The organism is Herbaspirillum sp. VT-16-41 (genome assembly GCF_001994935.1).
Classification (GTDB): Bacteria; Pseudomonadota; Gammaproteobacteria; order Burkholderiales; family Burkholderiaceae_D; genus Herbaspirillum; species Herbaspirillum frisingense.
The window spans coordinates 493,953-517,671 of the sequence record NZ_MUXB01000131.1 but is presented as its reverse complement, the minus strand read 5'-3'; the positions used below and the strand labels follow the sequence as shown (position 1 = coordinate 517,671).

Below are 23,719 nucleotides of genomic sequence, written 5' to 3'. Positions count from 1 at the left end.
CCACGCCAGACGATCCGCAGGAGCGCGCGCCGCACCATGAATGAAGCAGTCAAGCAAGCCGCCGCGCCTTCTGCAGGACAATCTGCCAGCCCGACCCCGATGCCGACCGCAGCCGATGCCGCGGTCGGCATTTTCGATTCGGGCGTCGGCGGCTTGTCGGTGCTGCGTCACATCCAGGCCGCCCTGCCGCGCGAAAAGCTGCTCTACTTCGCCGACTCCGGCTACGCCCCCTACGGCGACAAGAGCGAGGCCCAGATCGTGGAACGGTCGCTGGCCATTGCCGCGTTCTTTGTCGGCCAGCAGGTCAAGGCGCTGGTGGTGGCCTGCAATCCCGCCACCGCCGCTGCGATCCAGGCCATTCGTGCCCAATGGCCGCGGCTGGTGGTGGTCGGCATCGAACCCGGTCTGAAGCCGGCCGCCCAAGAGACCCGCAGCGGCACCGTGGGCGTATTGGCGACCCGCAGCACGCTGGCCAGCAAGCGCTTTGCCTTGCTGCAGCAGCAGATGGAGGAGCAGTACCGGGTGCGCTTCCTGCCGCAGGCCTGCGTCGGCCTGGTGGACCTGATCGAAAAAGGCGAACTGTACTCGCCGGCCACGGTGCAATTACTGGAGCGCTACCTGCAGCCTTTGTTGGACCAGGGTGCCGATACCCTGGTACTGGGCTGCACCCACTACCCCTTCGTGCGGCCGGCCATCGAGAGCGTATGCAAGCGTCTGGCGGGCGAAGTGCCGGACATCATCGATACCGGGCAGGCCGTCACCCGGCAACTGGCACGCCTGCTGGAAACACAAGGATTGCTGGCGCAGGCCGCCACCGGCTCGCTGGCCGGCTTCACCACGGCCAGCCAGTCCACGCTGGAAAACGCCTTCCGCAGCCTGCTGCAGCTGGCGCCACCGGTACAGGCCCTGCAACCGCAAGACGGCGCCTGAAGCGGGCAAAAAGGAAATGTTCGGCGAACTTTCCTTTTTGCATCGAAATTATGTTGCCATTCCTCGCAAGTGTTTGTATAATCTTTTGCTTACTTGATGACGGACGCAAGTCTGTCTGACAGTCGACGGTGGCTGTAGCTCAGTTGGTAGAGTCCAGGATTGTGATTCCTGTCGTCGTGGGTTCGAGTCCCATCAGCCACCCCAAGTATTCAAGCAAAAAGCCCGGTCCTGATGACCGGGCTTTTTTGTTTTTCATCGCGCCTGCATCGGGCGCACCGCATTCCTCCTGCCCTCAAGTTCGCCACCGGATGTCCGTCCACCTCTTTGGGGGGAAGGAACATCCGGCCGCACCCGCCTAGTTGATCATCCCGGTCGAATACGCATACTTGATCAAGTCGGCATCGGTACTCAGGCCGAGCTTGCGCATCGCATTGTTCTTGTGAGTGCTGATGGTACTGGGCGTGCGTGACAGACGTTCACATATCTCGCCCAGCGACTGACCTTCCACAAACAGCCGGACGACCTCCAGCTCGCTCTGGGTCAATTCGCGCACCAGTCCGAAGCCCTCCCCCTGAGCCCAGCTCATCTCCAGCTCGCCGCGCAGCGACACGGGGAAGTACAGTTGCTTGCTGCTCTGCGTGGCCAGGCAGGCGTTGATCAGTTCATCCGTCTTTTCTCGCTTGTTGATGACGGCGAATACGCCCATCCGGTACAGGCGACGGATCACGGCGCCATTGTTCATCGCCGTGTAGACGATCAGCTTGGTCGAGGGATGTTCGTTCTTGATTCGCTTGACCAGCGCAAAGCCGTCGGAATCGTCGCTGTCGTCGGCCGGCATGGCGAAATCGGTGATGACGATCTCGCATGGTGCGCGCTTGAGCGCCGCGAGCAGCGCTTCCCCCGTATCCACCTCCAGATCGATGCGTATTTCCGGCAGGCGTGCCAGCTCGCTCCTGAGCGCGCCGAGCACGATAGGATGGTCGTCGGCAATGGCTACGTGCAGGATCTTCTTCAAATTCATGCTACCCCCAAATGGTTCAATTAACTGACAGGTGGCGACTTCGCAGACCTTCGCCCGAAATCGCTCTCCCATGAAGTGCCGTGGCTTGATGCCCTCGATTTCCTTTCATCGATGTCGGCTCCCCTCGTCTGTCGACACCATGGCGGCATCGAAAAACTTCCATCAGTAGGAGATAGACAAATTCTGGGAAAAATAGAAAGGAAATCGCGATATTGCGGCTGAAAATCGAATTTATACGAGGTGTCAATAGCAGAAAGATCCGGCAACTTCACTTTCCATGGCGATTTCAACAACAATCGGCCCTTATCGTCGACGGATGTCGAGATTGCGCAGAATTGAGGGGGTGGGACGATGATGGCCGACCAGCGTGGCGCCGTCGGCCGGTCTGAAATCAGCAGTCACCAGTAGTCTTCGGTCACGAACTGACCACCGCCAGTGCGACGCAATGGCCCCATGCCACGCTCGCGCAGCAGTTCGCGCACCTCGGTGACCATCTCGGGATTGCCGCAGGCCATGACGCGCGTCTGTTCCACGCTCAGTGGCAGGCCGGCGGCCTGCTCCAGCCTCCCCTCCTTCAACAGCGTGGTGATGCGACCAGCCAGCCAGCCCGGGGCATCAGGCAGGGCATCATCACGCGTCACGCAACGCAGTAGCTGCAATCGCGCCGGCCAGCCCTGCTGGCGGGCGTGCTGACGCAGCTGTTCGAATTTGTCGGCATAGGCCAGCTCCTCGCGCTGACGAACGCCATGCACGATGACCAGTTCATCGAAGCGCTGCCAGACATCGGGCTGCTGCAGGATGGAGACATACGGCCCCAGCCCGGTGCCGGTGGCCAGCATCCACAAGTGGCGGCCATCGACGAAGCGGTCGGCGGTCATGAAGCCATAGCTGAGCTTTTCCACCCAGACCGGGTCCCCTGGCTGCAAGGCTGCGAGGCGCGTGGTGAACTGGCCGCCAGGGACCACGATGGCGTAATACTCCAGCTGGTCCTCCTGCTCGGCCGAGGTGATGGAATAGGCGCGCGAGACGATCTGGCCATCGATCTCCAACCCCAGACGGGCAAACTGGCCGGCCGTGAAACGGTAACCGGCCGGACGCGTGGTGCGAAAGCTCAGCAACTTGTCGGTCCAGCGATGAACCGACAACAAGCGCTCGCAACTGGCCTTCTCCGAATACACATCAATATTCACACTGCTGACACTACTCACACGACTCTCCTTCGATTGACCGCACTCACCTGTCCACGAGGGAAGCGATGTGCAGCTTTGGTCCGCAATACCTGCCCGGGCGACGCTGCAGGCACATTACAATAGCGGGATGAACAAGGCGGTGGATCGCCCTGCCCATGTCGCCAGGACCTGTCATCGCCACAGGAACCCGCGACGCCGCAGTGAGACATGGCCCGGGAATGAAGCGCCTGCACCGGTGCCGGCCAGGAACTATCCGCGCCGCACGCCGGTCAGGCCTTGGTGGCATGAACCGCCAAGCCCTCCATCCTACCCGACTTGCCCCAAGGGGCGGCAGGCCGGCCGCCTCAACCGATAAACGAAGATGCAGTGAATCAATGACCTGGACCCGCCACCTGGCCATCGCCTTTCTCTGGTGTGCCGCCGATACCGCCTATGCCGCCTACAAGGTGGAGATCGAAGCGCCCAAGCCGGTGCAGTCGCTGCTCAAGGATTTCCTGGACCTCTCGCGCTATCAGGACCGCGACGACATCAGCGACGAGCAGCTCAAATTCATGATGGACACCGTTGGCGACCAGGTGCGCGAACTGACCTCGACCGAGGGCTATTTCGCGCCCGTCACCAAGGTCAGCGTGCAGACCGAGCCCGCCGCGGCCGATCAGCAGCCGCTGCGCCGCATCAAGCTCAGCGTCGACCCCGGCCCGCGCACCGCGATCAGCAGCGCCGACATCGCCGTCACCGGCGTGGCCGCCCGTGAAGACGCGGCCCGGGTGGCTGCCCTGCGCGAAAACTGGTCATTGCCGCCGGGCCAACCGTTCCGCCAGGAAGACTGGGACAAGGCCAAGAATGCCGGCCTGGACCAGCTGCAGCAAAAGAAATACGCGGCTGCCCGTATCGCCTCCTCCCAGGCGCGGGTCGATCCGGACGAACACCAGGCCGACCTGTCGGTGCGCTATGACAGCGGCCCGGCCTTCACCCTGGGGCCCTTGCAGATCACCGGCACGCGCCGCTATCCCGAGACCATCATCCGCAACGTCAATCCGCTCAACATCGGTGAAGCCTATGACGTCGACCGCCTGCTGGCGCTGCAGCGGCAGATCCAGAACACGCCCTACTTTTCCAACGCCATCGTGGCCATCGACGATGACCCCGAACACCCGGACCTGACACCGGTGAAGGTGCAGGTCACCGAGTTTCCGACCCAGCGCATCCGCACCGGCGTGGGCTATAGCACCGACACCGGCGCCCAGGTCGAAGGTCGCTATTCGCATTACAACGTGTTCAACAAGGCCTATGTCTTCGACAGCCAGGCACGGCTTGAGCAGAAACGCCAGTACGGCATGATGTCCCTGGCCATGCCGCCGGACGACAAGGCCTTCGTCAACAGCCTCAATACCTCCTACGACCGCACCAAGCTGGAAGGCATCGACCTGCGCAGCCAGCAGATCGGGCTCAAGCGCGCCCGCAACAGCGAGAACTACGACACCACCTATTCGCTGACCTATTACCGCGATGAGCTGAGCCAGGAGGACGGCAGCACCCTGCCCGCCAATACCATCGTCACCCCCGGCAAGCACCGGGCGCTGGTGCCGGGCTTCGCCTGGTCACGCCGCAATGTGGACAACCCGATCTTTCCGCGCCGGGGCAACCTGCTGACGCTGGAAGCCGGCTTCGCACTCAAGGGCTTGCTGACCGACCAGAGTTTCAGTCGCCTGTATGGCCGCTTCAAGCAGTTCGTGCCGGTGGGCAAGCGCGACATCGTGGTCTTGCGCGCAGAACTGGGAGGCGTCTTCACGGCCGGCAGTGCCGGGGCGGTGCCGCCCTCGCTGCTGTTCCGCACCGGCGGCAACGATTCGGTGCGCGGCTATAGCTACCAGAGCATCGGCAACGAGCAGAACGGTACCGTCTATCCGACCAAGTACCTGGCTGTGGGCAGTTCCGAATACCAGCGCTGGTTCAGCGAGAAATGGGGCGCGGCGGTGTTCTACGACATCGGCGCGGCCGCCGACAACTGGAACAACAAGACCTTCTATCACGGCGTGGGCACCGGTGCACGCTGGCGCAGTCCGGTGGGGACGCTGAACCTGGACCTGGCCTATGGCATCCAGAAGCGCCAGATCCGTCCACACATCTCGCTGGGCATCGCGTTCTGACGCAGGCGCCAGAATTGCCCAAACGATTTATATGATTTCGAACGACAGGCACGCATGAGCGACCAGCCACAAGCATCGCAGGATTCTTCCCCTACACCGGAGCCGCCGGGTCCACGGCGTTCGCGCAAGCGCGCTGGCAACATGCGCCGAATGGGCCGCACGGGCCGCATCCTGGCCTGGAGCGGCGGCACGCTCGCCCTTCTGCTTCTCGCCACCGCCGGGACAAGCCTGTACGCCTTGAAGACCGAAAGCGGCACCCGCCTGCTGTGGAACGGCGCGGTCAAGGCGCTGGACGGCAAGCTCTCCGGCCAGTTGCTGGGCGGCACCGTGGCCGATGGTCTGCGCCTGCGCGCCTTACACTACCAGGATGGGCAGCGCATCCTCGATATCGACAGCATCGACGCCCGCTGGCATCTGGCAGTGCTGCAGCGCAAGTTCAGCATCGACTACCTGCGCGTGGGCACGGTGCAGCTGAAACAGCAGCCCTCACCGTCCGAGCCGACCACCCTGCCGACCTCGCTGGACATTCCCCTGGCCGTGGAGATCGGCGAGATCAGCCTGGGCCACCTGAGCCTGACCCAGGGGACGTCCACCACCGAACTGTCGGACCTGAAACTGCATGGCAGCTCCGACGGCGTGCAACACACGCTGGTACTGGACCGGGTCATGACCCCCTACGGCCAGGCCACGGCCCTGCTGCATCTGAACGGCAAGCGCCCCTTCGCCATCGGCGGCGGGCTGGAACTGACCGGCGCCTCTCAGCAGGGCGAGTTCAAGGAGCAATACCAGTTGGCCGCCCAGTTGTCTGGCTCGCTGGAGGAACTGGGCATCGCCCTCACCGCCGGGGGCGACAAGCTCAAGGGCAACGCCGACATCGTCGCCACACCCTTTGCCGCGGTCCCGCTCAAGCGCGCCCGGGTCGATCTGCAGCATCTCAATCCGCAGGCCTTCAACGCCGCCGCGCCGGCAGCCGACCTCAACCTGCGCGCCGACCTCGCTCCGCCGGCCGGACTCGCCGCCAATGCCCCGCTGCAGGTGGCCGGCCGGGTGGACATCACCAATGCCCGCCCTGGCAGCCTGGACCAGCAACTGCTGCCCCTGCTCTCGGCCAGCGCCGATCTGCAACTGGACCTGCAACAGCAGACCCTGTCGCGACTGGATATCCGCCTGCCCCGCAACGCCCGCATCGAAGGCGGCGGCCAGTTCCGCCCCGGTAGCACGGAGCCCGGCAAGGAGTCCCCCATGGCCGGCCAGTTCAAGCTGCGCGTCAACGAACTCGATCTCAGCCAGATCCATCGGCAGGTACGTCCCACCCGGCTGTCCGGGCCGGTCGATGTGACGCTGGCGCCAAACGCCCAGCAACTGCTGCTGACCCTGCAGGACAGCGCCCTGAAGCTTCACGTGGATACCGTCATCGGCGCCGATCGGGTACAGGTGCGGGAGGCTTCCCTGACCGCCGGCAAATCGCGCCTGGAAACCGCCGGGTCCCTGCAGACCGTGGGCGCGATGGATTACGCCTTCAAGGGCAGGCTGTTGGACTTCGACCCCACGGCCGTCCTGCAGGCCGTCACCCCGCCACCGGTCAACAAGGGGCGTCGCACCCGCAGCGCCGCGCCTTCGCAACCGGTGCGCGCGCGAATCAACATGGACTTCGACGCAGCCGGCGCCCTCTCGCCGGAGCTGAAGGTCAAGCTCGGTTTCCGCATTCACGACAGCAGCTATGGCGATCTGCCCATGAGCGGCCGGGGTGATCTGCAGCTGGCCGGCACGCGTCTCTTGCCTTCTAAAGCCAACCTGCAGGTCGCCGGCAATACGTTGGACCTGGACGGCAGCTTCGGCAAGGCCGGGGACAAGTTGCGGCTCAAGGTCGATGCGCCACAACTGGCGCGCCTGGGTTACGGCCTGTCCGGCCTGCTGCGCCTGGACGGTACCGTCAGCGGCACACGCCAGCGCCCCGATGTGGTGGCCAGCTTCCAGGCGGAGCAATTGCAGTTCGGCGCGCACAAGCTGCACCACCTGGCCGGCCAGAGCGAACTCCACAGCAACCTGGCCGCCGGTGTGGCCTCGCCCGACAACCGCCTGGCGCTCACGCTGGAGGGTGACGGCTACAGCGGCCCGCAGGCCGAACTGTCACGCCTGGCGATCAAGCTGGACGGCACCTACGCCCGGCACACGCTGGCCCTGCAGGCCAAGGGCAAGCTGCAGGATCAGACCCTGGACCTGGCCGTGGACGCCCATGGCCAGATCACCGAAAAGACCAAGGGCCAGTATGGCTGGGCCGGCAGCATCGACCAGTTCAGCAACCAGGGCTTCCCGCGCATCGCCCTGGGCAGTCCGCTGACACTGGATGCCTCGGCCCACGGCATCGAGGCTGGCAGCACCCGCATCGAGATCGACCGTACTGCCATCGAACTCAAACGCCTGTCCTATCAGCAAGGCCGACTGGCATCGGCCGGCCAGGTTCGGGCGCTGGACCTGGGACGGGTGCTGGAACTGGTGCAGCAATTCAGCGGCACACCCGCCCCCGTCAAGACCGACCTGGTGCTCGATAGCGACTGGGACTTCAGCCTGGCCGAACGCGCCAGCGGCTACCTGCAGATCGCCCGCAGATCGGGCGATGTCAGGGTCACCACCAGCACCGGTGAAGCCACGCTGGGCCTGTCCGAGCTCAAGTTGCGCAGCGATTTCCAGGGCGAACAGATGCGTGTGAGCGGCCGTGTCGATGCCGCGCGCATCGGCAGCCTGGACCTGGGCGGCGAAGTCGGCCTGCATCGCGTCGACCAGTTGCTGGCACTGGACGCGGCATCCCCGCTGAACCTCCGGGCCCGCCTGGATGTCCCGCAGCTCAAGCGGGTGGGCGATCTGATCGGCCCGCAACTGAGCCTCAACGGCAAGCTGTCGGCCGACCTCAATGCCGCCGGCACGCTGGGCCAGCCCCGCCTGTCGGGGGCCATCAATGGCGACAACCTGGCGCTGACCGAATTCGACCAGGGTATCCAGTTGAAGGACGGCATCGTACGCATCGTCATGGACAGCAATGTCATCGAACTGCGCCAGATCGAGTTCCATGGCGGGCGCGGCACCCTGCGCGCCGGTGGCAAGATCCAGCTGGGTGCCGACAATCCCGACCTCAACGCCACCCTCACCGCCGATCACCTGGAGCTCTTCGCCAGTCCCGACCGGCAATTGATGCTCTCCGGCGAAGGCAAGATCAGCAACGTCAACGAACAATTGCGCGTGGACGGCAAGTTCATCGTCGACCGCGGGCTGTTCGACCTGCCCAAGAGCAGCGCCCCCAAGCTGGGGGACGACGTGGTCATCGTCAGTCGCAGCGGCAAGAACCGCGTCGGTGCGGCCGCCTCCTCGCAGCAGAAGCTGGAAGCCGCGACCGAAAAGCCGGCCAGCAAGTTCGCACCCGTCATCAACCTGGCGGTCGACCTGGGCAATGACTTCCGCTTCCGAGGCAGTGGCGCCGACCTGCTCCTGCGCGGCGACATGATGGTGCGCAGCGAACCGCTCTCCCCCCTGCGCGCCACCGGGACCATCAACGTGGCCGAGGGCAGCTATGAAGCCTTTGGCACCAAGCTCAATATCGAGCGGGGCATCATCAACTTCCAGGGCCCGATCGCCAATCCCAACATCAACATCCTGGCCATGCGTCGCAACCAGGACGTCGAGGCCGGCGTCTCGGTGACCGGCAATGCCAACCAGCCGCGCGTGCAACTGGTGTCCGAACCCAACGTCCCGGACGATGAAAAACTGTCCTGGATGATGTTCGGCCATGGCACCGACAGCTCCAACATCGGCCAGCGCAACGCCAGCAGCCAGGCCCTGGCGCTGGTGGGCAACATGGGCGGCAAGCGCATCGCCAAGGACATCGGGCTGGACCAGTTCAGCATCGGCTCCAGCGAATCGGGGCTGACCGACGAGCAGGTGGTCAACCTGGGCAAGGCCATCACCCAGAAGATCACCCTGGGCTACGAACAAAGCCTGCAGGGTGCGGCCAGCGTGGCCAAGGCGACCTGGCAGATTTCGCGCCGCTGGTCGGTGGTGGCCCGTGCCGGCACCATCAACGGCCTGAACATCCTGTTCAGCCGTCGCTACGACTAGCGATCAGCGACAAGGGGCGCAGCGACTCGGGTGGAAAAGCCACGGACAGCGCCCCGATGGCGCTTTACGGCAGGCAAGGCTTGCCCCCGGAGAGGGGGAATCTGTTAATCTCCTCACAAGTTCAGGTAATCCCCGATGGACGCTTCAGCAGGATTTCATAACAATGGCGCCGGGGAAAGGCCGTTTCCGGGGAAAGCGACATGCCAGAACACAGAATCCAGCGCGCATCACGAACAGCCAAGCTGTTCGTGGTCGTGGTCTGCCTGATCATCCTGCTGCTGGAGGCATGGTCGGCCTGGCGCGCCTATGAGATGGCGCTGGACGAGGCCAACCGGGACGGCGCCAACATGACCCTGGCGCTGACCCAGCAGGCCGACCAGTCCTTCAAGGAAGTCGACGTGGTATTGCTCGGGGTGCAAGAGCACCTCGACTATGACGGCACCAATGCCGCCGGAAGCCAGCGTACGCACGATTTCATGGTCACCTCGGTGGCGGCGGTGCCGCAACTGGCCATGCTGATGGTCTACGACGAAACGGGGCTGGCCATCGGCACCTCGCAGGCCACCCTGGAACATCGCTATATCCAGGACGACTACTTCCTGCATCACCAGCGCCTGCGTACCAACCAGGCCTATCTCGGCAAACCCATGCGCAGCCGCGTCAGTGGTCAGTGGGTCGTCACCATGAGCCGCCGCATCAATCATCCCGACGGCAGCTTCGCCGGGGTGGTGGTGGCCGACATCGACCTCTCGCACTTCCAGCGCTACTACGAGCAATTCACCATCGGCCGCAATGGCGCCATCCTGTTCGGCCTGAACGAAGGCACGGTGATCTACCGCCAGCCGTTGTTGAGCTATTCCATCGGGCTGGACATCTCCAAGTCGATGCTGCAGCAGCAATACCTGAGCAAGGCCGACCAGGGTTCCTTCGAGATGCGCTCGCCGCGCGACGACATCGTGCGCCTGACCAGCTTCCAGCACTGCAACCTGTATCCGCTGTTCGTAGCGGTGGCACAGGCCAAGGACGACATCCTGGAAGACTGGACGCGCCGGGTCTGGATACGCGGCATCGCCGTGATGTTGCTGTTGATCGTCATCGGCTACGGCGGCAACCGGCTGGTGGCGCAGGTGGCTGGCCGCGAAACGGCGGAGATGGAAGCCATCACCGCCCGCACCGAACTGGAGCGTCTCTACCGCACCCTGGAAGCACAGTCGCAGAAGGATGGCCTGACCGATGTCTTCAACCGCCGCTACTTCGATGCCGCGCTCACGGCCGAACTGGCGCGCCTGAACCGTTCCGGCGAATCGCTCTCGCTGATCATGGTGGATGTGGACCATTTCAAGCGCTACAACGATACCTACGGCCATGCCGCCGGCGACATCTGCCTCAAGCAGGTGGCCGCCGCCCTCAATGGGGTGGCGCGCCGCCAGGGCGACATCGTGGCGCGCTATGGCGGCGAGGAATTCGCCCTGATCCTGCCCAACTGCAATGCCGCCAGTGCGGCTGCCATTTCCGGCAGGCTGGTGCAAGCGGTGCGGGCATTGCGCATTCCCCACGAGGGCAGCCCGGTCGGACAAGTCACCATCAGCGTGGGCGCGGCCAGCCTGGCCAGCGGCAAGGGCGCGCAGGTGGATGCCCGCGACCTGATCGACAGTGCCGACGCTGCCCTCTATCTGGCCAAGGAACAGGGCCGTGACCGTGCCATCCAGCATGAGTATCCGCGCCTGACCCTGCTGCCGGACATTCCCGGAGTGAGGTGACCCATGCGCTGCCTGATCCGCTATCAACTGCGCGAGGAAGAACTCCCTTCTCACCACGAGTTCAACGCCGAGGCCCCCGATACCGAGCTGGTGATCCAGCATCTCACCGAATTCCTGCATCCTGAAGTGATGTTCGAATTCCTTCCCGTGCAGCCAGGCGCGAAGGACGGCATCACCCAGTTGCGCGACCGCATGGCCCATGCGCGCGACTACCTGGAACAGTATTGCGGACTGAAAAGCCTCTCCTACATGATCCTGCCCGAAGGCGCCTCCTCCGCCCAGGGAAGATGGACGACCCTGCTGCTGGGCGGGGGCGAGCCTGGGCCCATCAGCCGCCTGGATTAGCCGCTGCAGGGCTGCGGCTAATTGTCGCACCCGGCACCTCCCATCGCCCTCCCAAATCAGCCGCAAAACCTTTGCTGGAGCGGCTTTCCCCTCTGCGACAGGGCATTTTCGCCCGATTCAAGCTGCCCCCAGTCCGCCCCCCGGCGTTGTTAGAATCGGCCGCGATCCGATTTCTTTACTTCCTGCAGGCATGCATGGCATGCCCACACAGACTGCGACCATGACCACGACCACACGACAGCACCGGGGCAGCCCCGGCCAGCAGCAACGTTCCTCCTTCCACCTGGCACTGCCCCTGCTGTGCCTGGCCGCCAGTGCCCAGGCGCAGCAGAACGACGCCACCCTGCCCACCATCTCGGTGAGCGCCACCAGCACCGCGCCCTTGCAGAACCCGGTGAGCACCGGTTCCAACCTCGACCTCACGCCCCTGCAGATTCCGGCCAGCGTCAGCGTGATCGACCGTCGTCAGCTGGAAGAACGCGGCGACGCCAGCATCGTCGATGCCATCACCCGCGCCCCCGGCTACAGCAGCCTGGCGCACCCGGGCAACAGCGGCAGCTCGCTGTCGGCACGCGGCTTTACCGATACCACCTCGGTCATGCGCCTGTACGACGCTGTGCGCCAGTACGGCGGCGTCGGCGTGAGCTTCCCCTTCGACACCTGGGGCGTGGAACGCATCGAAGTGCTGCGCGGACCGGCCTCGGTGATCTATGGCGATGGCGCCATCGGCGGCGTGGTCAACGTGGTGCCGAAGAAACCTTCACGCGGCAAGATCGAAAATGAAGTCGAGGCCAGCATCGGCAGCCACAACACGCAACGCCTGGGCCTGGGCAGTGGTGGCGCCATCAACGACATGCTGTCCTACCGTGTGGATATCAGCGGTGACCGCTCCGATGGCTGGGTGGATCGCGGCTATTCCAACAACCTCAGTTTCTCGGGCGCGCTGCGGCTGGACGTCAATCCCGACCTGTTCGTGCAACTCAGCTACGCCCAGGGCCACCAGCGTCCCATGGCCTATTTCGGCACGCCGCTGATCAATGGCCAGCAAGTCGATGCGCTGCGCGAAAAGAACTTCAATGTCGGTGACGGCAACATCGACTACAAGGACCGTTGGGCGCAACTGGAAGCGCAATGGACACCCAATGCCGACACCACCGTGCGCACCCGCTTCTACCAGATCAACAGCGACCGCAACTGGCGCAACGCCGAATCCTACGTCTACAACGCGGCCTCCGGGCTGGTCGACCGCAGCGGCGCGACCCAGATCCGGCATGACCAGTCGCAGACCGGCAACACCACCGACGCCACCTTCAAGGGCCACCTGCTGGGCCTGAGCAACCAGGTCTCGGTCGGCTTCGACATCAACTCCAGCAGCTTCACCCACACCAACAACACCTATGTGGGCAACTTCAGCAGCGTCAATCCCTATGACTTCGACCCCGGCGTCTACGCCAGCGGTACCGGCATCCCCGCCTTCCGGCCACGCTATCGCAACAGTGCTTCTCAGTATTCGGTCTTCTCCGAGGACAAGCTGGACCTGACCGAACGCCTGAGCGTGCTGGCCGGCTTGCGCTTCGACCATGCCGACGTCTCCCGCAGCGACCTGATCAACAGCGCCAACGACTTCAGCCAGAGCTACTCCAACCTCGGCTGGCGCCTGGGTTCGGTGTATGCCATCACGCCGGACCTGTCCGTCTATGGCCAGTACACCAAGGCCGCCGCACCGGTGTCGGGCCTGCTCATGCTGACCCAGTCCAACAGCCGCTTCGCCCTGTCCACCGGTCGCCAGGTGGAAGTGGGCGTCAAGCAGGTGTTCTGGAACAAGCGTGGCCAATGGACCCTGGCCCTCTATGACATCCGCAAGAACAATCTGGTCACCCGCGATCCGGCCAATGCCAGCCAGAGCATCCAGGTCGGCCAGCAATCCTCGCGCGGCGTCGAAGCCAGCCTGTCGCTGGCCCTGGCCGATACCGTGAAGCTGGACGCCAACGCCACCGTGCTGCGGGCGCGCTTCGACGACTTCGCCGAAGCGGTGGCCGGCGTGGCTGTTTCGCGCAGCGGCAATGTCCCCACCAACGTGCCGGAACGACTGGCCAACCTGTGGCTGAGCTGGGACTTCCTGCCCGCCTGGACTGCCAGTGGCGGCCTGCAGTACGTGGGCGCGCGCTATGCCGACAACGCCAACACCCTCAAGCTGCCGGCCTACACCACTACCGACCTGGCCCTGCGCTGGAAGGCCACGCAAGCCACCACCCTGACCCTGCGTGCCAACAACGTGTTCGACAAGCACTACTTCACCACCGCCTACTACACCAATACCCAATGGCTGTACGGACCGGGACGCGAGTTGCAGTTGAGCGTGAACCACCGCTTCTGATCAATGGCGGCGACTTCCTGGCCGGCGCGCCTGCGTCGCTGGACCTACCTGACCCACCGCTGGTGCGGCGTGGCAGGCTGCCTGCTGATGGCCCTGTGGTTCGCCAGCGGCGTGGTGATGCTGTTCGTCGGCTATCCCAAGCTCACGCCCTGGGACAGGCTGGCGGCCCTCCCCGCGCTGGAAGCCGGCAGCAAGCTGCCGGGCCCACCGCCGCAGGCGCGTGCCGGCGCACTGGTGCTCAACGCCGCCAGCGGCCAGCCGCGCTATCTCCTGCGCCAAAAGGATGGCAGCCTGCTGTCGCTGGATGCGGCTTCCGGCACAGCCCAAGCGCAATTCGATCGCGATGCCGCGCTGCGCTCGGCACGCCTGTTCCGTCCGGGCGCCAAGGCCCATTACCTGAGTCAGTTGCACGAAGACCGCTGGACCCATGCCCGGTCGCTGGACGCGCATCGGCCGCTGCACGAGATCATGCTGGACGATGCCGCCCACACCCTGGTCTATGTCTCCTCGCATACCGGCGAAGTGGTGATGCAGGCAACCCGCCTGCAACGCGGCTGGAACTATGTCGGCGCCTGGCTGCACTGGCTCTACGTCTTCAAGAACCAGCCGGTCGATCCGGTCTGGACCTGGACCGTGATCGCGCTCTCGGCCGGCTGCGTGCTGGTGGCCTGCAGCGGCATCGTGGTGGGACTGTGGCGCTGGCGCTTCGGCCGGCCCTACAAGTCCGGCTCGCACTCACCCTTCGCGCCCGGCTGGATGCGCTGGCATCACCTGCTCGGCCTGGGCTTCGCGGCCATCACCCTGACCTGGATCTTCAGCGGCCTGATGTCGATGAACCCGCTGGGCATCTTCTCCGCCGCGCAACGCCCCGACCTGGCGCGCTATGCAGCGGTGCCGGCCCAAGGCGGCCTGCTGGCGGCCCCTACCGGAGCCATCCTGCAAAGCCTGGCCGATAGCGGGTTTCGTCCGGTGGAACTGGAATGGCTGACGCTGGCCGGCCAGCCCTTCGTGCTGGCCCGCGACGCCCATGACGGCACGCGCCTGGTCCTGGCCGCCGATGCGCAGGGGCAGCGCCTGCTGGTGGCGCAGCATTGGTCTGGCGCCACGCTGGAGCGTGCCGGGGCCCGGCTGATGGACGCGCCCCTGGTGAAGGTGGAGCGCATGGAGCAGTACGATGCCTATTACTACCGCCGCGACAGCGAGGCCATGATGGGGGGCGCGCAACGACAGTTGCCCGTGCTCCGACTGAGGTTTGCCGATGCCGGTGATACCCTGGTCTACCTCAACCTGCAGAGCGGCCAGGTGGAATTGAGTGCAGACCGCGCCCAGCGCATCGGGCGCTGGCTGTTCAGCCTGCTGCATAGCTGGGACCTGGGGCCGATGCTGGCCGCCGGCTGGTTGCGCGAGGCGGTATTGATCCTGCTGAGCATCGGCGGGCTGGCCTTGTCCGGCAGCGGCGTGGTGATCGGCTGGCGGCGGCTGCGCCGCAAGTTCGGCGCCCGCGCCTGAGGGTCAGCTACCCAGGCGTATCTGCCGGTCCGCCACGCAGCGCACGATATCGGTGTCGTGCGTCACCAGCAGCACCGCACAACCCGCTGCCCTGGCCTCTTCCACCAAGAGGCCGATCACTTCCTGCTGGGTCAGCGGGTCCAGCCGCGAGGTGGGCTCGTCGGCAAAGATCAGCGTCGGTTTCATCAACAACACCCGTGCCAATGCAATGCGCTGCAGTTCGCCACCCGATACCTGGCGCGGCAGGCGATCCAGCAACCCGGTATCGACCCGCATGCGCGCCAACAGCTCCTCCAGCCTGTTCCAGTCCAGCTGGTGCAGGCGCACCACGTCCCGCAGGGACTGGCGCAGGCTGACGGTGGGCGCAAAGGCCGCCGCCGGGTCCTGGTAGATCTTCTGGAACGCCGTGCGCGCCAGGCCGGTGGCGCGGCTGACGGTTCCCGCATCGGGCTTGAGCAGGCCCAGCAGGAGATTGCCGAAGCTGGTCTTGCCGGCACCACTGGGCCCGCTGATGGCCAGAATTTCGCCGGCGTGGATGCGGGCACTGACATCACTGAACAACACACGCTCGCCGAAAGCCTTGCTGACGCCGCTGATCTCGGCAATGACCCGGCCAACATCGCCGGCTGCGGCCGGCACTGGCGCAGGCATTGGCCAGCACGCCGGATCGGCCGCCAGCAGGCGCCGGGTGTAGGTGTGCTGCGGCGCGGCCAGTACCGCCTCGGCCTCGCCCCGCTCCACCATGCGCCCCTCCAGCATCACCGCCAGTTGCCCGCCCAGCGCTCGCGCCAGCCAGACGTCGTGGGTGATGCACAGAAGGCTCATACCCTCCTTGCGGGCCGCCTGCAGCAGGGCCAGCACTTCGCCACGGCGGTCGGCATCCAGTCCCTTGGTGGGTTCGTCGATGATCAGCAACGGTGCGCCGGCCGCATGCGTGGCCAGGAACGCCACCCGCTGCGCCATGCCACCGGAGATCATGAAAGGATATTTGTCCGCCGCATCCCGCAGGCCCAGGCTGGCCAGCGCATCCAGGGCCGACGTCCGGGCGTTGCTGCGGGCAGTCCGCAGGCTGTCGTTCTGGGTATCGACGGCGGGCCGGCTGACCAGCTCATAGGTCTCGGCCACCTGCTGCGCCACGGTCATGGTCGGGTCCAGTGCCAGCCAGGGTTCCTGGGGCAGCAGCGCGATACGCCGGCCCCACCCTGCCTGGCGCGGGGCGACATCGGCAGCCTCGCCCGCTTCGCCATCGATGCTGATGCGCCCGCTACAGCGCAGGTTGGCCGGCAGATGACCCATGATGGCCTGGGCCAGCAAGGACTTGCCGGAGCCACTCTCGCCCAGCAACGTCAGCACGCCACCGGCCGGGATGGAAAAGCTGGTCGCATCGACCAGCACATCCTCCCCGTGCAGCACCGCGAGGTCTTGCACGCACAGCGCCGGCACCGGCGCCTGCGCGTTCATGCGGCCTCCTTCTGCGGCGACAGCAGCAGCAAACCCAGCAGGGTCATGAACAGCACCAGCACCGGCGCACCGACCAGCCAGGGCGCCTCACGGTAATAGGGCAATAGTTCGATCATCATGACGCCCAGTTCCGGCGTCGGCGGCTGCAGACCCACGCCCACGAAGCCCAGTGCCGACATCGCCAGCACCGCGCCTGCCAGGCCGAAGCGCATCAGCGTCAGCAGACGCGGCAGCAAGGCCGGCAATACGTGACGACGGATGATGTAAGCAGGCCCAAAGCCCAGCAGGCGCGAGGCCTCCACCTGCGGGCTGGCCAGCAGGACGCGGCATGCGGCACGCACTACGCGGAAATATTCCACCCACAGCGCCAGCGAAATGCCCACGTACAAGGGCCAGAAGCCACCCGGCGCCAAGGCCGCCAGCAGCAGCACCAGCAACAAGCCCGGCAAGGCCAGCACGGCATCGGCCAGCGCCGCCAGCACGCGCTCGGTCCAGCCGCCGCACCAGGCCGCCAGCAGACCGATGAGAAAGCCAGGAACGGCCGCCGAGAGCACGCTTACCAGTGCCAGCGACAAGGACAGCCGGGCGCCATGCGCCAGCCGGGCCAGCATGCTGCGCCCAAGCTGGTCGTAACCCAGCGGCTGCGCCAGGCTGGGCGCTTCAAGGAAGCGCGCCAGATGCTGGCGCGCAGGATCGATGTCGATGGCGATCGGCCCGACCAGCGCCAGCAGGGCCACCGCCAGCAACAGCAGCAGCCCGGCGGACTGGCCGCCGGTCCAGCGGCTTGCCCCGCGCTCGACAAGGACATCGGAAGCAGAAAGGCGGCTCATGCTCGGCCTCGCGGATCAAGGAAGGCGCAGGCGGCATCCACCAGCGCATTGAAGAGGACGAACATCAGGCCCAGCACCAGGGCAGTGCCCTGGATCATCGGCACGTCGCGGCCGAAGATGGCATGTACCAGTGCGTGGCCGATGCCGGGCCAGGCAAAGATGGTTTCCACCAGCACCACGCCTTCGACCAGCATCACCAGTTGCACGCCCAGGTAAGCCACCACCGGTACGGCCACATTGCGCAGGCCATGGCGCGCCAGCGCCTGGGATAAGGTCAAACCTTTGGTCAGCGCAAAACTGAAGTATTCGGAACGTCGGACCTGCACCATGGCGTCTCGCGCCACGCGGCAGGACACCGCCGCCAGGCCCAGCGCCAGCGTCAGGGCCGGCAGCAGGATACCGCCATGATCACCATGACCGGCTGCCGGCAAGGCGCCCAGCTGCACCGAAAACAGCAGCACCAGCAACAGCCCCAGCAGGAACGACGGCAAGGCCCGCAGGACCACCGACACGGCCAGCGTGGTACGGTCCAGCCAGCCGCCCGGGTGCAGCCCGGCCAGCACGCCTGCAGTGGGGCCGATGGCCAGCGACAGCGCCATCGCCAGCAGCGACAGGCGCAGCGTCGGGCCCAATTGATGACTGATCTCCACCAGCACCGGCAAGGCAGTGACCTGGGACATTCCCAGGTCCAGATGCAACAGGCGGCCCCACCATTCGCTCAGGGCCATGAACCAGGGCCGATCCAGACCCAGTTCGGCACGCACGGCCAGCGCGGCCTCGGTGGTGACCATGTCATAGCCGTAGCGCCCGGCAGCAATGCGGTAGGCCATGTCGCCGGGCAGCATGCGCGTCATGAAGAAACACAGCGTGCCCACCAGCAGCGCCACCAGAGCGGCCTGCAGCAGGCGCTGCCCCAGCGCGAGCAGCAAGCGGCGCCGGATGGCCGCGCTCAATAATCGATTCAGGTCCATTGCAGGGAAGAGATCCGGTAACTGCGTTCAAAGGGGTCGATGCTGGCGCCACGCAGGCGCCGGCTGACGGCGCAGGTCTGGCGATACCAGACTACCGGGATCACCGGCAACTGCTCCTGCAGCACGGCGGTAATGCGCTGGCGCAGGCTGCGGTCACGGTCGGCAGGCACGGCCGGCGCGGCCGCCAGTTGCGCCAGCAGCGCCGGCACCTCGGTATTGCGCCAGCCCATGGCGCCCCAGTCGCCGCCCTCGGGACCGAAATCCTGCAGCAGGCTGGCCACCGGTTCGGGGACATTGCCGTAGTTGCGCGCCGCCAGCGCCATCTGCAGCAAGCCGCTGCGATGACCGGCCGGGATATCGCTGGAATTGCCGATCACCACCCGCACGGCAATGCCGATCTGGCGCATCTCTTCCTGCAAGGCAGTGGCGATCAGGGGCAGTTCGGGACGATCCACGAAGGTCGTCAGATTCAAGGCCAGCCGCTGGCCCTCACGCCACCGCACGCCGTCCGCGCCGAGACGCCAGCCGGCCTCCTCCAGCAGGCGGCGGGCCTGTTTCAGGTCTGTCTGCAAGGGCGGCAGGCTGGCGTCGTGCCAGCGCGCCAGCGCGGGGGGAAACAGTTGCGTAGCACCGAGGTCGGGGTCGCGCAGCAGGGCGCGGGCGATGCCTTCGCGTTCGATGCACAGCGCGATGGCGCGCCGCACGCGCACATCGGCCAGGAAGGGATGACCGGCGTTGAGCTTGAGAATGGTGGTACGCGGCAGCATGGTCGACAGCAGGGCCGCGCGTGGATGGTCTTGCAGCGCCCGGATGCTGGGCGGGTCCAGCGAGAAGGCGAGATCGGCCTGGCCGCTCTGGACCAGCAGGGTGCGCGTCTCCGCGCGCGAAACGCTGATGTAGCGCGCCCGCTGGATCGGCCTGCCCTGCCCGGACTCGATCAAGGCCACGCGTTCGACATCGAATTGCTGGGGCAGGCTCAGGGAACGAATGCGATATGGCCCGCTCCCGATGATGGCCTGCACATTGCCCTTGGCGTCGAAGGAAGCCGGTGCCAGGATCTGCGTCGTGTAGTGCGTCAGCAGATAGGGGAAAGGGCCGAAGGGCTGGCGCAAGGTGATGACCAGGTCGCTGCCCTCCAGCTGCATCGCCGCGATCGCCGCCAGCTGCAATACGCCCGGCCGCTGGGCGGCGCGCTGCAGGCAGGCCAGCACACTGGCCGGCGTGAGCGCGCTACCGTCGTGGTAGCGCCGCCCGCTGCGCAGTGCGAAGCGCCATTGCAGACCGTCATCGCTGACCTGCCAGGTAGTGGCCAGGCCCGCACGCAAGTGGCCGCTGTCGTCCACCTCCAGCAGCGTCTCCACCACCTCCATGCGGGCGAACATGTAGCCGGAGCGCGAGGGATCGAGGCCGGTCATTTCCCAGGGGCCGACCACGGTCAGCACGCCGGCATCCGCCCGGGTGACGGCATGCGAGTGCGGCGCATCGTCGCCGTGCGCCAATGCGCTGCGCCAGGGCTGGACAGCGGCCAGCGCGGCGGCCGCCAGCAGGGCCCGGCGGCGCGCTGCGTTCAGGTCATGGGACACAGGGCCGCCCTCAGAACCGGACGTTCAACGCCAGCATGGCATTGCGCTCGTCACCCGGCATGATCCACAGGTTGTTGTAGGAGCTGGTGTAGTAACGCTTGTTGAAAAGATTATTGACGTCCAGCGAGAGCTTCATGCGTGGCGTGAACTGCCAGTAGGCCAGCGCCCGCGCCGTGGCATAGGCGGGCAACCGGAAGCTGCCGGCCTGGTCGCCCGTACGCGCCCCGACATAGCTGGCGCCGCCGCCCACGCCAAAGGGTGCGCCGTGCGCATCGACATCCTCGAACACTGCCAGCAGGCTGCCCGACACGCGCGGCACGTTGACCAGCCGCGCACCGACGGTGAGAGTGTTGTCCTTGGCGACATAGGCGTCGGTATAGGCCAGGTTGCCAGTCAGGCGCCAGTGACGTCCGAGCTTGGCATTGGCATCCAGTTCCACACCCTTGCTGCGCACTTCGCCAGCCGCCACCGAGAACGAGGGATTGGACGGATCGGTGGTCAGCACATTCTGCTTGGTGATGTCGAACACGGCCAGGGTGGCGCCGCTGCGCTGGTCCTCGCTCTGGAACTTCAGACCCGCTTCGGCTGCGCGGGCGGTCTCGGGACTGAAGGCATTGCCCTGCACGTCGCTGCCGCTGTTGGGGCGGAAGGACTTGCTGGCGCTGGCATAGACCGACCAGGCGTGCGTGATCAGGTAGGTCAGGCCCAGGCGCGGCGAAACGGCGCTCTTGTCCTGGCGCGTGGTCGCGCCGCTGCGCCAGTTGTTCAGGGTGGAGCGGAAGGAGTCGGCGCGCACGCCGGCCAGCAATTTCCAGCGATCCGACAGGCTGACCTGATCCTGCAGATAGAGCGCGGTGCTGATCTGGCGCTCGCTGGTATCGGTGTTGGGCAGGGGCGTGGGTTGCGCCTGGCCGTAGACCGGGGTGTAGATGTTGACCGCGTAGGGCGCTGCGGCGCTGGGGTTGATGCGCAGCATGCGCTGGTCCAGCGTCAGCCAGTCGATCTCGGTGCCGACCAGCACCTCATGGCCGATACCGCCGGTCTGCAGCTTGCCGCCCAGTTCGGCCTGCAACGAGGTGTCGTGCCAGCTGTAGTCGCGATAGCGGCGCTGGCGACGCAGGGTGGCATTGTCGGCCTGCAGGGCGGAGGCCTCGGTGGAGAAGCCATCCAGGCTGCCATCCTTGTGGAACACGCCGGTGCGCACATGCCAGTTGTCGTCCAGGCGATGTTCCAGCGTCAGCAGGTGGTTGCGGTTTTCCATCTTGATGTCGCCATCGCGTGGCTCGCCCAGGAAGCGCGAGACCGGCAGCACGCCCGGATTACCGTTGACGGCGACGATGCCGCGATCCAGCGGCGCCTTCTGGCGCAGGAATTCGCCCTCGTAGTTCAGAACCGTACGGTCCGACAACACCCAGGTGAAGGCCGGCGCCAGGAATTCGCGCTGGCTGGTGACGTCGTCGCGCATGCTGCCCTGGTGCTCCATGGCAGCGTTGATGCGGTAGGCCACTTCGCTGTTGAGGGCGCCGGTGGAATCGACGGCACTGCGGTAGGTGTTGTTGGTGCCGATGGACAGATCCAGCGCATTGGCCGACTTGAACTGCGGCTTCTTGCTGACCACGTTGATGGTGCCGCCCGGCTCGCTATTGCCGTACAGGGCCGCCGCCGGTCCCTTGAGGAAGTCCACGCTCTCGACGTTGGCCATGTCGCGCGGCGGCGCATAGCCACGGTTGGAGGCGAAGCCGTTCCAGAGGATGTTCATGCCGCCGTTTTCGCTGCCGGAAAAACCGCGGATGGAATAGTTGTCCCACAGACCGCCGAAATTGTTCTGCCTGGCCACCCCGCTCACGTAAAGCAGCACGTCATCCAGCCGCGTGGCGGCCAGGTCGTCGATCAGCTGGCGCGACACCACCTGGACCGATTGCGGCAACTCCTGCAAGGGGGTCTCGCTGCGGGTGGCGCTGGAGGTCGCGTTCTGACGGTATTGCTGGCGCTCGCCGGTGCCGGTCACCACGACCTGCCCCAGTCCGCTGTCGGCGCTGGCGGAGGTGGCGGCGGTGTTGGTGGTGGTATCGGCGCCCCAGGCCAGGTTGTGGGCCTGGCTCATGGCGAGCGCGCCCAGCACGGCCGCCCGCAGTGCGGTCATTTTCATCTTTTCCCTTGTGTTTTTTGTGTGTTGCGGCTGGGTGCTGAGCTGCCTTGCCGCGAGCGTGGTGACCGGCTCACGCGGTCAGGCCGGCATTTTATGCAACAGTGTTGCATTTAGCAAGAAGAAAGACAGGCATCGGAAACACGAGCCAGCCGAACCAGGTCCGGCCATGCGTGTCTGACGCTGCCTGTTCGTGCCGCCGATCAAGGCAGGCGGGAGTATAAAAGCGCAGGAGAGCCGGTGGCTGCGACCAATTGTCGCACCCACCTCGGTTTGCCCGAAAGGAAAGACCGGCCTAGAGCCAGCCGGCCTTGCGCAGGCGCCGCCACAGCAGGGAGCAGGCGGTGAAGATGCCGCCCAACACCAGCGGGAAACTCCATTGCCACGACAGCCCCGGCATGTTGGCGAAGTTCATGCCATAGAGGCTGAAGACCATGGTGGGAATGGCCAGGATGGCACCCCAGCCGGCCAGGGTCTGCACGATCTCGTTCTGGTGGATGGTGACCTGGGCCAGGTTGATCTGCACCGCCGATTCCACCATTTCGCGCAAGCGGTCGCCGGTGTCGATGAAGCGCACCACGTGGTCGTAGATGTCGCGGAAGTAGGCCTTGCCGTCCTTGGTGATCAGCCCTTCATGGAAACGCAGCAGCTGGGTGCAGACATCCAGCAGCGGCGAGGCCGCCGAGCGCAGGCGGATCAGCTGGCGCTTCAACTGGTAGAGCTCCTGCAGGTAGGCCTTGCCGCTGATGGCGCCGGGGTTGAAGAGCTGTTCCTCGTACTGGCTGAACTTGGCTTCCAGGTCATCCATGATGGGTCGGTAGTTGTCGACCACGAAGTCCATGATGGAATAGAGCACGAAGCTGGGGCCGCGCACCAGGCGCTCTGGCAGCATCTCGCAATGCTCGCGTACCTTGGCATAGCTGCGCGAGGCACCGTGCCGCACCGTGACCACGAAGCGCGGACCGGTGAGGATGTGGGTCTCGCCGAACTGCACCTCGCCGCCGGCCAGTTGGGCCGTGTGCAGGACCACGAAGAGGGTATCGCCATATTCCTCGATCTTGGGCCGCTGGTGGGCGGCGTAGGCGTCTTCCACCGCCAGTTCGTGCAGGCAGAACTCTTCCTTGATCTTGTTCATCAGCTCGACATTGGGTTCCAGCAAGCCCAGCCAGACGAAGGTCCCCTCCTCTTCCAGCACGTCGCTGATTTCATCTAGGGTGATGTCCCGCAGCTTCTTGCCCTTCTTGTAGACCGTGCAATTGACGATCATGGTGGGATCGATCATGTCTCTTTCCTGTTCTCAACCTGTTCTTGTCGGATCAACCGGGTTCTGTCGGCG

General features: G+C 65.5%; 15 protein-coding genes and 1 tRNA gene. 8 read left to right on the top strand and 8 right to left on the bottom strand.

Annotated elements, in window-relative coordinates:
• Nucleotides 1-36 precede the first annotated feature (36 nt).
• Nucleotides 37-930 carry a glutamate racemase gene (murI, locus tag BTM36_RS22035; protein ID WP_077237925.1) on the top strand — a complete coding sequence of 298 codons (894 nt, stop codon included), beginning with the start codon at nucleotides 37-39 and terminating at the stop codon, nucleotides 928-930.
• Between the two features lie 128 nt (nucleotides 931-1,058).
• Nucleotides 1,059-1,134, top strand: a tRNA-His gene (locus BTM36_RS22030).
• A 151-nt stretch (nucleotides 1,135-1,285) separates the two neighbouring features.
• On the opposite strand, the gene BTM36_RS22025 is transcribed toward BTM36_RS22030, so the two are convergent.
• Nucleotides 1,286-1,951 carry a response regulator transcription factor gene (locus BTM36_RS22025; RefSeq protein WP_006462446.1) on the bottom strand — a complete coding sequence of 222 codons (666 nt, stop codon included), beginning with the start codon at nucleotides 1,949-1,951 and terminating at the stop codon, nucleotides 1,286-1,288.
• Nucleotides 1,952-2,349: 398 nt separating this feature from the next.
• Nucleotides 2,350-3,159 carry a ferredoxin--NADP reductase gene (locus tag BTM36_RS22020; protein ID WP_077237924.1) on the bottom strand — a complete coding sequence of 270 codons (810 nt, stop codon included), beginning with the start codon at nucleotides 3,157-3,159 and terminating at the stop codon, nucleotides 2,350-2,352.
• 356 nt (nucleotides 3,160-3,515) lie between these two features.
• Here BTM36_RS22020 and BTM36_RS22015 point away from each other — a divergent pair, with 356 nt between their 5' ends.
• From BTM36_RS22015 to BTM36_RS21990, 6 genes are all read left to right on the top strand, one after another.
• Nucleotides 3,516-5,291 carry an autotransporter assembly complex family protein gene (locus BTM36_RS22015; protein WP_077237923.1) on the top strand — a complete coding sequence of 592 codons (1,776 nt, stop codon included), beginning with the start codon at nucleotides 3,516-3,518 and terminating at the stop codon, nucleotides 5,289-5,291.
• 54 nt (nucleotides 5,292-5,345) lie between these two features.
• Complete coding sequence (locus BTM36_RS22010) at nucleotides 5,346-9,401, top strand: translocation/assembly module TamB domain-containing protein (protein WP_077237922.1); 4,056 nt, start codon at nucleotides 5,346-5,348, stop codon at nucleotides 9,399-9,401.
• Nucleotides 9,402-9,601: 200 nt separating this feature from the next.
• Nucleotides 9,602-11,161 (top strand): sensor domain-containing diguanylate cyclase, encoded by a 1,560-nt coding sequence (locus BTM36_RS22005; RefSeq protein WP_077237921.1) that lies wholly within the window; start codon nucleotides 9,602-9,604, stop codon nucleotides 11,159-11,161.
• A 3-nt stretch (nucleotides 11,162-11,164) separates the two neighbouring features.
• Entirely contained in the window at nucleotides 11,165-11,506 is a 342-nt protein-coding gene (locus BTM36_RS22000) for a hypothetical protein (RefSeq protein ID WP_077237920.1), read from the top strand.
• 199 nt (nucleotides 11,507-11,705) lie between these two features.
• Nucleotides 11,706-13,883, top strand: a complete 2,178-nt coding sequence (locus BTM36_RS21995; RefSeq protein ID WP_254427062.1) for a TonB-dependent siderophore receptor — start codon at nucleotides 11,706-11,708, stop codon at nucleotides 13,881-13,883.
• Between the two features lie 3 nt (nucleotides 13,884-13,886).
• On the top strand, nucleotides 13,887-15,392 hold the full coding sequence (locus tag BTM36_RS21990; protein ID WP_077237919.1) for a PepSY domain-containing protein: 1,506 nt from the start codon (nucleotides 13,887-13,889) through the stop codon (nucleotides 15,390-15,392).
• A 3-nt stretch (nucleotides 15,393-15,395) separates the two neighbouring features.
• On the opposite strand, the gene BTM36_RS21985 is transcribed toward BTM36_RS21990, so the two are convergent.
• From BTM36_RS21985 to BTM36_RS21960, 6 genes are all read right to left on the bottom strand, one after another.
• Complete coding sequence (locus BTM36_RS21985) at nucleotides 15,396-16,853, bottom strand: ABC transporter ATP-binding protein (protein ID WP_077237918.1); 1,458 nt, start codon at nucleotides 16,851-16,853, stop codon at nucleotides 15,396-15,398.
• Nucleotides 16,850-17,683 (bottom strand): ABC transporter permease, encoded by an 834-nt coding sequence (locus BTM36_RS21980; RefSeq protein WP_077237917.1) that lies wholly within the window; start codon nucleotides 17,681-17,683, stop codon nucleotides 16,850-16,852. The genes BTM36_RS21985 and BTM36_RS21980 overlap by 4 nt, the downstream gene beginning before the upstream one ends.
• Entirely contained in the window at nucleotides 17,680-18,654 is a 975-nt protein-coding gene (locus tag BTM36_RS21975) for an ABC transporter permease (RefSeq protein ID WP_077237916.1), read from the bottom strand. The genes BTM36_RS21980 and BTM36_RS21975 overlap by 4 nt, the downstream gene beginning before the upstream one ends.
• Nucleotides 18,645-20,237, bottom strand: a complete 1,593-nt coding sequence (locus BTM36_RS21970) for an ABC transporter substrate-binding protein (protein WP_077237915.1) — start codon at nucleotides 20,235-20,237, stop codon at nucleotides 18,645-18,647. Before BTM36_RS21970 ends, BTM36_RS21975 begins: the two co-directional genes overlap by 10 nt.
• Nucleotides 20,238-20,247: 10 nt before the next feature.
• Nucleotides 20,248-22,386: a TonB-dependent siderophore receptor gene (locus BTM36_RS21965; protein WP_077237914.1), complete on the bottom strand. Its 2,139-nt coding sequence runs from the start codon at nucleotides 22,384-22,386 to the stop codon at nucleotides 20,248-20,250.
• A 292-nt stretch (nucleotides 22,387-22,678) separates the two neighbouring features.
• The gene (locus BTM36_RS21960) at nucleotides 22,679-23,665 is read right to left on the bottom strand and encodes a magnesium and cobalt transport protein CorA (RefSeq protein WP_077237913.1); all 987 of its coding nucleotides are present in this window, start codon (nucleotides 23,663-23,665) and stop codon (nucleotides 22,679-22,681) included.
• Nucleotides 23,666-23,719: the final 54 nt, after the last annotated feature.